At 61.2% G+C, this 10,112-nt stretch carries 7 protein-coding genes and 1 pseudogene; 4 read left to right on the plus strand and 4 right to left on the minus strand.

Annotated features, from left to right (window positions below):
- The first annotated feature begins 82 nt into the window (after nt 1–82).
- Nucleotides 83–2,788, plus strand: a complete 2,706-nt coding sequence (locus F1735_RS23795) for a M16 family metallopeptidase (protein WP_167239230.1) — start codon at nt 83–85, stop codon at nt 2,786–2,788.
- A 99-nt stretch (nt 2,789–2,887) separates the two neighbouring features.
- Entirely contained in the window at nt 2,888–3,667 is a 780-nt protein-coding gene (locus F1735_RS23800) for an SDR family oxidoreductase (RefSeq protein ID WP_167239231.1), read from the plus strand.
- Nucleotides 3,668–3,735: 68 nt separating this feature from the next.
- Here the strand turns inward: F1735_RS23800 and F1735_RS23805 are convergent, their stop codons facing one another.
- The 3 genes from F1735_RS23805 to F1735_RS23815 form a co-directional block, all read right to left on the minus strand.
- Complete coding sequence (locus F1735_RS23805) at nt 3,736–3,921, minus strand: hypothetical protein (protein WP_167239232.1); 186 nt, start codon at nt 3,919–3,921, stop codon at nt 3,736–3,738.
- Nucleotides 3,914–4,684: a hypothetical protein gene (locus F1735_RS23810; protein WP_167239233.1), complete on the minus strand. Its 771-nt coding sequence runs from the start codon at nt 4,682–4,684 to the stop codon at nt 3,914–3,916. Before F1735_RS23810 ends, F1735_RS23805 begins: the two co-directional genes overlap by 8 nt.
- A gap of 186 nt (nt 4,685–4,870) precedes the next feature.
- Entirely contained in the window at nt 4,871–5,611 is a 741-nt protein-coding gene (locus F1735_RS23815) for a GntR family transcriptional regulator (protein WP_167239234.1), read from the minus strand.
- Nucleotides 5,612–6,000: 389 nt separating this feature from the next.
- Here F1735_RS23815 and F1735_RS23820 point away from each other — a divergent pair, with 389 nt between their 5' ends.
- Nucleotides 6,001–8,781 (plus strand): TonB-dependent receptor, encoded by a 2,781-nt coding sequence (locus F1735_RS23820; protein ID WP_167239235.1) that lies wholly within the window; start codon nt 6,001–6,003, stop codon nt 8,779–8,781.
- A 79-nt stretch (nt 8,782–8,860) separates the two neighbouring features.
- Here the strand turns inward: F1735_RS23820 and F1735_RS36730 are convergent.
- Nucleotides 8,861–9,098, minus strand: a pseudogene (locus F1735_RS36730) (IS4/Tn5 family transposase DNA-binding protein); the annotation flags it as partial.
- A 327-nt stretch (nt 9,099–9,425) separates the two neighbouring features.
- On the opposite strand from F1735_RS36730, the gene F1735_RS23830 reads away from it, so the two are divergent.
- Nucleotides 9,426–9,590 carry a hypothetical protein gene (locus F1735_RS23830; RefSeq protein ID WP_167239237.1) on the plus strand — a complete coding sequence of 55 codons (165 nt, stop codon included), beginning with the start codon at nt 9,426–9,428 and terminating at the stop codon, nt 9,588–9,590.
- Nucleotides 9,591–10,112: the final 522 nt, after the last annotated feature.

A 10,112-nucleotide genomic window follows, 5' to 3' on the forward strand; every position in this document is an offset into this window, starting at 1 on the left:
CCCGGCTGCGCGCTTGGCGCCCTCTGGTATGATGGCTCGCGCCGGGGACGGCAAACCGTGTCCACTCTATCAAAAAGACCTCATGACTCACATTCGCTGGATCTGCGCCGCCGCTTACCTCGTTACGGGCGCCGCGCTCGCCCTGCCGTTGCCGAAAGGCGTGGTGCAGGGCCCTTCCGTCGAAGGCATCACCGAGTATCGCCTGCCGAACGGCCTGAAGGTACTGCTGTTCCCCGACTCGTCCAAGCCGACCGTCACCGTCAACGTGACTTACCTGGTCGGCTCGCGCCACGAGAATTACGGCGAAACCGGCATGGCCCACCTGCTCGAACACCTGATGTTCAAGGGCGCGCCCAACAACCGCAATATCGCGCAGCAGTTCTCGCAGCGCGGCATGCAGTTCAACGGCACCACGGCGCTCGACCGCACCAATTACTACGAAGTGTTCCAGGCCGGCGACGACAACCTGAAATGGGCGCTGCAGATGGAAGCGGACCGCATGGTCCATTCCTACATCGCCAAAAAAGACCTCGACTCCGAAATGACGGTGGTGCGCAACGAGTACGAAAGCGGCGAAAATTCGCCCGCCGAAGTGCTGATGAAGCGCATGCAGAGCCTCGGCTACGACTGGCACAGCTACGGCCGTTCGACCATCGGCAACCGCAGCGACATCGAGAACGTCAAAATCGAGAACCTGCAAGCGTTCTACCGCACCTGGTACCAGCCCGATAACGCGGTGCTGCTGGTGGCCGGCAAATTCGATCCGGCCCGCGCGCTGGGCTGGATTACGCAAAGCTTCGGCGCCATCCCGAAACCGAAGCGCGCCTTGCCGCAGTTCTGGACGGTGGAGCCGACCCAGGACGGCGAGCGCAGTTTTACCGTGCGCCGCCAGGGCGACGTGCAGATGATCGCGGTCGGCTACAAGGTGCCGGCGGCCCTGCATGACGACAGCGACGCCCTCAGTTTCGCCTCCGAAGTGCTGGGCGCGGCCAGCACCGGGCGCCTGCACAAGCTGCTGGTCGAGCCCGGCAAGGCCAGCGACGTCTTCGCCTACGCCGAAACCGGCTACGCGCCCGGCATGCTGTATTTCGGGGCCGTGGTGAAGAAGGGCGACCCGATCGAGCCGGTGCGCGAAGCCCTCACGGCCGCCGTCGAAGATTTCGTCAAGACCCCGCCCAGCGAAGCCGAGATCGAGCGGGTGCGGCGCAACTACACCAACAGCATCGAGAAAAGCCTGAACGACCCGCAGCAGGTCGGCGTGGCCTTGTCCGAAGTGATCGCGCTGGGCGACTGGCGCCTGTTCTTCGTCGGGCGCGAACGCATCGCCAGCATGACCCCGGCCGAAGTGGCCGAAGCGGCGGGGCGCTACCTGCGCCGCGACAACCGCGTCACCGGTCACTTTTTGCCGGACGACGCCCCGCGCCGCGCCGAGATTCCGCCTGCGCCCACCCTGGCCAGCGTGATGAAAGACTTCAAGCCGAAACAAGCGAGCCAGAAGTCGGAAGACTTCGACCCGAGCCAGGCCAACATCATGAAGCGCACCACCCTGGCCACCGTGGGCGGCGTGAAGCTGGCGCTGCTGCCCAAGAAGAACCGCGGCGAAGCCGTCTCGGTCGACCTGAACCTGCACTGGGGCGACGAGAAAAGCCTGTTCGGCAAAGGCATGCTGCCGGCCATGACCGGCGCCATGCTTCAGCGCGGCACCACCAAATACACGCGCGAGCAGTTGTCGGACGCCTTCGACAAACTCAAGATCAGCGGTGGCCTGATGGAGTTCGAAACCACGCGCACCCACCTGGACGAGGCGCTGCGCCTGATGGCGCACGTGCTCAAGGAGCCGACCTTCCCGGAAGCCGAATTCGAGCAGCTGCGCCAGCAATGGCTGGTCAGCCTGGAGTCGGGCCGCAGCGAGCCGCAATCGGTGGCCGCGCGCACGCTCTCCGAACACTTCGACCATTATCCGAAGGGTGACGTGCGCGCCACCCGCACGCTCGACGAGCAGATCGCCGAGGTCAAGGCGGTGCGCCTGGACGACGTAAAGGCTTACTACCGCGATTTCTACGGCGCCTCGCATGGCGAACTGGCGATCGTGGGCGACTTCGACGCCGCGCCGGTGGCGCCGCTGATCGACGAATTGTTCGGCAAGTGGCAGAGCCGCGCCGGCTACGCGCCGGTGCTGCGCACCAACGCCGCGGTCGCGCCCCTGAAGAAAACCGTCAACCTCGCGGACAAGGAAAACGGCGTCGTCATGGCGCGCCTGAACCTCGACCTGCAGGTCGACGATCCGGCGTATCCGGCGCTGATGCTGGCCAATTACATTTTTGGCGACGGCGGCCTGGAATCGCGCCTGATGAACCGCATCCGCCAGAAAGATGGCTTGTCCTACGGCGGCGGCTCGCAACTGGGCGCGGGCGACCTTGACCGCGCCGGCGGCCTGACCATGAGCGCCATCGCCGCGCCGCAGAACCTGGCCAAGCTCGATGTGGCGATGCGCGAAGAACTGGCGCGCGCCGTCACCAAGGGGTTTACCGCCGGCGAACTGGCGGCGGCCAAATCGGGCCTGCTGCAACAGCGCGCCCAAAACCGCGCCGAAGACAGCGTGCTGGCGAGCGGCTGGACTTCGCTCCTGTACCTCGGCAAAACGTTCGAATGGAGCGAGCGCTTCGAGCAAAAGCTCGCCGCCGTGTCGCTGGAACAACTAAACGCCGCCTTCCTCAAGGCCATCGACCCGGCCGCGCTGAGCGTCGTCATAGCGGGCGACCAGGAAAAAGCCAAGCCCAAGAAGTAAGCAGAACAATACTTGCTGGCGGGATAGCAACGTTTACGGTATTCTGTTGCTTCGAGGAAGTATTTGCTTCCTCCGCAGAACATACGGAGATGTGGGATCATGGCCAGGGAGAAGCAGAAGGAGTCGTCGTTCGAGGGAAAAGTGGTGCTCGTCACGGGTGCGGCGGGCGGCATCGGGCGCGCCGCCGCGGTTGCGTTCGGGCGCGCGGGTGCGTGCGTGGTGGTGGCCGATACGTCGGTCGACGGCGGGCATGCGACGGCGGCGATGATCGTCGAACATGGCGGCAAGGCGCTGTTCGTACAGTGTAACGTGACGCGCGCGTCGGAAGTCGAGGCGCTGATTGACAAGACGGTGGCGTATTACGGCAAGCTCGATTGCGCGTTCAACAATGCGGGCATCGACGAAGAGCATTTGCCGCTGGCGGACGCCGACGAAGCGCTGTTCGACCGCATCATGAACGTCAACGTCAAAGGCACCTGGCTGTGCATGAAGTACGAAATCCGCCAGATGCTCAAGCAGGGTAGCGGGACGATCGTCAACACCGCCTCGGTGGCCGGCCTGGTCGGCGCGCCGACGCAGCCGATCTACGCGGCCAGCAAGCACGCGGTGGTGGGCATGACCAAGACCGCGGCGGCCGAGTATGCGCGCGAGGGGATTCGTATTAATAGTGTGTGCCCTGGCGTGGTCAATACGCCGATGATGGGCCGTGCGCTGGAACGCGAACCGCTGCGCGAGAAAAAGCTGCGCAATGTGCATCCGATGGGCCGCTTCGCCGAGCCGGTCGAGATTGCCAATGCGGCGATGTGGCTGTGTTCCGAACAGAGTTCGTTCGTGACCGGGCATCAGCTGGCGGTCGATGGCGGCTTGACGGCGATTTGAACAGTCCAGTCGATTTTGCCAACGGTGAAATCGACGACGACGTGCAAACAGTGGGGATCTTGAGCGGCCTAGTCGACGATTAGCTTTGGATAGTCGCGGGTGTTCTCCGGTACCCTGGCAGCCGCTTCCAAGCGGGCTCGCGACTGGGCGGTGACGCGCGGGATGCCTTGAAGAGACATGGGAAAAACCCGTCCCACAACCTCAGCAGGCTGCGTGTTTTTGCTGATCGATTTGGCGGCGGCTGTCTTAGCCATGATTCGCTCCAAAATTTGCTTTTGCACGAACATAGGGTAGCAGCTTTTGCCATGAGGTGCCAGGAACCGCATTCAGATCGAAAGTCATGAGGCGTTGCGATCCGTTTGTTTCCCACCATGCAGGATCGCGCTGAAGTACATCTTGTACTGTCCGACAGCTTTGTAGATGCGCTATTGCTTTGACTTCGTCCGGCAGTAGATTGGCGTCGAATCCCAGCTTCGGCCACACCTTGAAGCCAACGTGACGCCTGTTGAAGCCCTTGCCGCCGGCGGCAATCAGTGAGATTGTCTTCAGCCCGGCCCTATGCGCCGTCATGGCGCACAGGGTGAAAGCGATCGTGCCGAGCATGGGCGGCGTCAGGTATTTGTTGAGGAAAAAATGATCGATATGCAATCCGTCGATGAACAGACCAACTGTCTCCGTCTCTTCCACAAAAATGCCTGATCTATTCTTATGCGGCACTTGTATCGCCTTGGTGTTGATCACAGTGACGTAGAGCCCTGGTGGTGCTTCGTCGGCGTTATGGGAATGTTGAGCTTGAACGTGTACACGACTGCTGTTGAAGATCGAAAACAAATGGGCGAGCTCAAGCGTTGACAAGGTGCAAAATGGGAAGGTGAACCTATCCGCATCGACAAGGACTTTCCCGTCATAGCGAATAGCCGTGCCGGATAGATAGTTCTTTGTGATGGGATGCGTAAGCAACTGTCGGTAAAGCGGAGCCAGATGCGTGCGGAAGAACTCAGTCGTTTGCAAGGTCATCTCGTCTTACCTCGGGGTAGTCGGCCGCGAAGCAGGCGCCGAGACAGTCCTGTGCAAATGACGGGGATGGCCGGTCGCCAACGGCTACGCCGCATACTGTATCGAACATGATCGCGCCTGCCCGTGCGCCAGATCAATGTGCATTGATCAGCAAGGCGGGATGTTGCGTCTCTGGCTGACCGACAACTACGCCGTCGTCAACTCCGCCACGAAATCATACATATCCCCCCTGAAGTACGAGCGGCAAAACTCCACCGCCCGGCCGTCCCGCAAGAACGCCAGCCGTTCCACGCACAATCCCGCATCGCCTTCCTTCGACTGCAACAGCTTGGCCTGTTCCGCGTTGAGCAGCAGCGCCGATAACCGTTGCAGCGCGCGCGTGGGCCGGTTGCCGGTCGCTTCCAGCGCCTCGTACATCGACACCCCCACCACATCGAGCGAGGGCAGGCAGGACGCCACAATGGTCGCGTACTCCAGGCACATCGGCAGTTCATCGGCGTAGCGGATCCGGTTGAAGCGGTACACCGGCGCCCCCGGCGACAAGCGCAGGCGCAACGCTTCTTCCGGCGTCACCGTGCCCTCCGAGCGTTTGAGCCACACGCTGCGCGGCGTGCGTCCGCGCGCCCGCATATCCTCCGAAAACGAGGTCAGCTTCGCAAAATTCTTTTCGATCCGCGTATTGATGAAGTTGCCCGAGCCGGGCCGCTTGACCAGCAAGCCCTCGCTCACCAGCCCGTCAATCGCCTTGCGCACCGTGATGCGCGAGATCGACAGGTCCAGCGCCAGCTGGCGCTCGGCCGGCAAGGCTTCGTCCGGCCCGAACAGGCGCTGGTCGATCGCTTCGCGCAAGGCGCGCTGCAATTGCTGGTACAGCGGCTGCGAGCTGGTCTGCGCCAGCGTCTGCATGATTTGGGCGAGCGATGTCATACCAAGGGCGCTTTCTTTGTAAGGATGGGACCACTTTTCCCGGTCGATGGCGCAATTCCGCCACATCATGCAGTTGTCGTATTTGCATATAACGATAATACCAAAAAAAGACCGGCGCAATACCCCTCCCTCTTGTAACTAGGCCAGATTCGCCAGCAATGACCAGACCACTTACCCAAAATGCCAGTCCACCCGTGTATTAACGAAACAACATATGAAAAAAATCACATAACTGGTAGTGTTCTGGTATTAAAGAGGAGTATATTGGCGTTAGATTGGTTTTAGACGTGGTGGTACCCGTAGCACATAAAAAGTCGTTGTTAAAAATGAACTGGCTTACTCACGGAGCCAACATCAAGGGGGAAGTAATGAAGCGCAATCAGTCAGTAGTGAATAAGAACGCAGAGCGTCCTGTATCGACCAGCCTGACGCCGGTAGCGTCGGCGGCAGCTGTTCTGGTGTTGAGTATTGCGATGTCGGCCCAGGCGCAAGCCCAGGCGACAGCGGCCGCAACCGTGCCGGCGGTGGACCCGGACGCCAAGACCGAAGTGGTGGTCGTCACCGGTATTCGCGCCGCCATGCAACAGTCGCTGAACCAGAAGCGCAATTCGGACACGATGGTCGAAGTCATTACTGCTGAAGACGTGGGCAAGATGCCCGACAAGAATGTCGCCGACTCCCTGCAACGCCTGCCGGGCGTGAGCGTGGCCGCCGCCGGCGGCTCGGAAGGCAGCTTCGGCGAGAACGACCGGGTCGCCCTGCGCGGCACCCCGTTCGGCCTGACCCTCACCACCCTCAACAGCCACACCGTCTCGAGCGGCGACTGGTTTGCCGATAACATCATCGGCGGCGGGCGCAGCGTCAGCTTTTCCCTGTTCCCGTCCGAACTGATCGGCCGCGTCACGGTACACAAAGGTTCGCAGGCCAACCTGCTCGAAGGCGGCGCCGTCGGTGTGGTGGACATCGAAACGCGCAAACCGCTGGACTTCAAGAAGGGTCTGAGCGCGCAAATGAGCCTGGGCGCCGTCAATTCGCAAAATTCGGGCAAGAACGATGGCCAGTTCAACGGCCTGGTGAACTGGAAGAACGAGGCCGGCAACCTGGCCGTGATGGTCCAGGGCTTCCATGAAAAACGCACCCTGAGCCGGGTCGGCCAGGAAAACGGCATCTGGTACGATCCGGTCGATGCCGGCTCGTCCGTGGACAAGGGCGTGCCTGGTTCCTCGACCGCGATCAAGACCGATCCGGTCAAGGGCGCCAAGGCCAACTACCTGGGCGGCACCGCCTGGTTCGAGCAGGAGCGCACCCGCAAGGGCGGCCTGGTCGACGTGCAGTTCAAGCCGACCAGCGACATCACGCTCGAGCTGACCGCCTTCCGTTCGCACCTGGACGCACCGAACATCAACCATAACTTCATGCAGTCGCTGGGCCGCTTCCTGGCGCCGAACTGGACGGCCAAGGATTTCCCTGCTGGTAACACCAGCGGCACCGTCAGCAATGGCGTGCTGACCCAGCTGACCGGTACCGTGCCGGCCAACTGCGGCGCGGTCTGCGGTACGATGTCGAGCGCGGTGCAGGAAGAATTCAGCCGTCCGGTGGCCGAAAGCCAGTCCAAGTTCGTCAACCTGGACGGCAAATGGCGGGTCAACGACAAGCTGACCCTGGCCGGCAAGGTCGGTTCCACCAAAGGCCTGGGCAACACCAGGAGCGGCGCGCTGGGCGTGTGGATGCCGTACACCGGCGGCAGCTACACCATGAATGGCGTCGACAAGGCGGTCACCTACGTGATTCCGGGCGCCGACAAGTTCTCGATCGGCGGCGGGCCTGACGGCAGCGGCAATGTGCCTTACACCTACGGTTCGCACGTGACCGCGATCGACAAGGAAGTCTACGGCCAGGTCGACGGCACCTACAAACTGGACCTGGCCAGCGTGCAGTCGATCCAGTTCGGCGTGCGCGGCGCGGAGCACAAGCGCGACCTGACCTCCATCGGCATTGTCGCCTTGCCGAGCCTGAGCTTGGTCAGCAATCTGCCGATGGGCGGCCTGACCTCGTTCCCGACCGAGTTCAAGGACCTCGACGCCAACGGCGCCGGCTGGTGGACCTTCTCGCGCGAAGCGGTTAACAGCTGGTTGAGCACCCATGCCAAGTACGAAGGCCACCTCAAGCAAAACGAATTCAAGATCAAGGAGCCGACCCGTTCGGCCTACGTGATGGCGAACTTCGGCGCCGAAGGCTTCTCGGGCAATATCGGCGTGCGCGTGGTGCATACCAAGGAATCGGTCGAGCGTAACGAAATCGCGCCGTCCGGCAATTTCGAGCCGCGCCTGTACTCCAATACCTATCTCGACTTCCTGCCAAGCGCGAACTTCCGCATGGACCTGTCGAAGAACCTGGTGGCGCGCTTTTCGACCAGCCGCACGATGGCGCGTCCGGAGCTGGGCCAGATGGCCGGCACCGACCTGCGCGACGTGCAGGGCACCGGCAGCGCGGGTAACCCGAACCTGCGTCCGATCCGCTCCAACAACTTCGACCTGGGCGTGGAATGGTACTTCGCCGAGAAGTCGCTGCTGGCGGCCGGCGCGTTCTACTCGGCGCTCGATGGATACGTGACCTACGGTTCGGGCACGGCGACCTTCTACAACCAGCTTCAGAAGAAGAACACCGTGTACCAGATCGACACCCCGCTCAACACCACGGCGGAAGCGAAGGGCATGGAGTTCTCGTACCAGCAGGCGCTGCCGGCCGGCTTCGGCGTGAACGCCAACTATACCTACACCTTGGGTAAAGAGACCGGCAAGGCGCCGGGCTCGATGTGCGGTGCGCTCACGTATGCCGATTGCACCCTGATCGGCACGTCCAAGAACGCCTACAACGTCGGTGCTTTCTATGAGCAGAACAAGATCAGCGCGCGTCTGACTTACAGCTGGCGTTCGGGCTTCCTGAATGGCACGAGCCGCAATTCGGCCTCGTACCAGGCGGCGGTCGGTTCGCTGTCGGCGTCGCTGGCGTACCAGATCAACGAGAACTTCAGCGTGACCTTGGATGGCAAGGACCTGAACAATCCGATGGTGCGTTCGGTGATTCACACCGCTGGCGCGATGGATGTGCCAGGCTCGCTGTACAAGAATGGCCGCCAGATCTACCTGGCGCTGCACGGCAAATACTAAGCCTATGATGGCGGGACTTCGGTCCCGCCACAAAACAACGGGACGCTTGTGCGTCCCGTTGTTGTTTGAGAGGCCAGTTCGATCGTGTCTGCTGCCAGTGCGGCGCCACGATCGCCTGCCCAGTCGACGCTGTCGTTGTCGAAGAAGCGATACGCCGCCATCGTCTCGCCCCAGCCCTGACACGCCTTCGGCACGTTCGCCGTCGGGCCAGCCGCAAATCGTTCCATCAAAATCCTTGCTCGTTTGTTCCGGCGCGCATCGCCCAGGTCGCGTTGTGCAAATTCCGTCTCGGTCCAAGGTGCAGTTGCTGTCGCCAGTTCGTCCACCCAAACGACGAGAGCAAACCTGAAACGTGGCGAGTTTACAAGGGCTGCATTAAGTCCACTGAATGTAAACGCGTTTTTAGCCTGACCGGCACGGCGAGCGGGACTTGTGTGTAACGAGCTGAGGTAAACCCTATTCCACAGCACAAGGCCGCAGTGACCAGATTGAGGCGGCAGGCGCGGGCAGAGCCAAAGAAGGAAGAGGGGGCTGAGTCCACGCCTGTTATGCGGCATTGCCGAATTCGTTCGTGATCCGGGCCGACCGCTCGCTGGCCACATGCACGGTGGCGTTCAAGGATGCCAGAAACCCGGGTCGGGCACTTGAATGACGACGGCACGCTGTTTATCAAGAACGAATTGATGCACGGCTTCATGCGCGGGTTTCAAAGCATGGAGGAAGGGGATTTGTATTGCCCGATGTCAGGCCTGCCTGCCGCCAAGCCGGTGCCGCAGGTGATCCGGTTTGAGCGCGCGGTGGCGGCTTGAGGGCATCCGTCTGTCAATGAACCCTATTGGGCGTGGTATCAATTATTGGATACTCCTGGTGGGAGAACGCAATCGATGTACGGTTGTTGCAATAATTGATCTGCGACAGTCGGAGCAAAACGGAAAAGGCCACAGTGAATGATTGAATGAATGAAACAATCACAACTGTGGCCTCTTGACTACGCCACACACCATTTTGTCAATATCATCAATTTCGCGTATGCGGGCATGACGCACCGATGGACTGGTGATTGCATTGGTCAGGTATGGCTCTATATCGGGCAATCAATCCATTTGATCGTGGATTAAAAACCCGATATCAGGTCCGCTCATTTTTTGTTACCGCTAAATGGAGACATGAAAACCGCGCTATTCGGTGTAAATTTGGCACCATAAGGGTAACCGTTCACGTCCCGGACGGAATCGGCGGCAGCGAGGGTGTGGCGACGCCCTTTCTGGCGGCGGCGATCACAGTGGCGATGTAGACCCAGGAGGAAACGGCCCGCTTGCGGCAAGTCTCGA

This window comes from Massilia genomosp. 1 (assembly GCF_011682185.1).
GTDB lineage: Bacteria > Pseudomonadota > Gammaproteobacteria > Burkholderiales > Burkholderiaceae_D > Telluria_A > Telluria_A rubra.

What these genes read in the sequence shown, in the direction of transcription:
- F1735_RS23810 (WP_167239233.1), bottom strand. Translation starts at nt 4,684, where the DNA reads ATGACCTTGCAAACGACTGAGTTCTTCCGCACGCATCTGGCTCCGCTT.
- F1735_RS23815 (WP_167239234.1), bottom strand. Translation starts at nt 5,611, where the DNA reads ATGACATCGCTCGCCCAAATCATGCAGACGCTGGCGCAGACCAGCTCG.
- F1735_RS23795 (WP_167239230.1), top strand. Translation starts at nt 83, where the DNA reads ATGACTCACATTCGCTGGATCTGCGCCGCCGCTTACCTCGTTACGGGC.
- F1735_RS23800 (WP_167239231.1), top strand. Translation starts at nt 2,888, where the DNA reads ATGGCCAGGGAGAAGCAGAAGGAGTCGTCGTTCGAGGGAAAAGTGGTG.
- F1735_RS23805 (WP_167239232.1), bottom strand. Translation starts at nt 3,921, where the DNA reads ATGGCTAAGACAGCCGCCGCCAAATCGATCAGCAAAAACACGCAGCCT.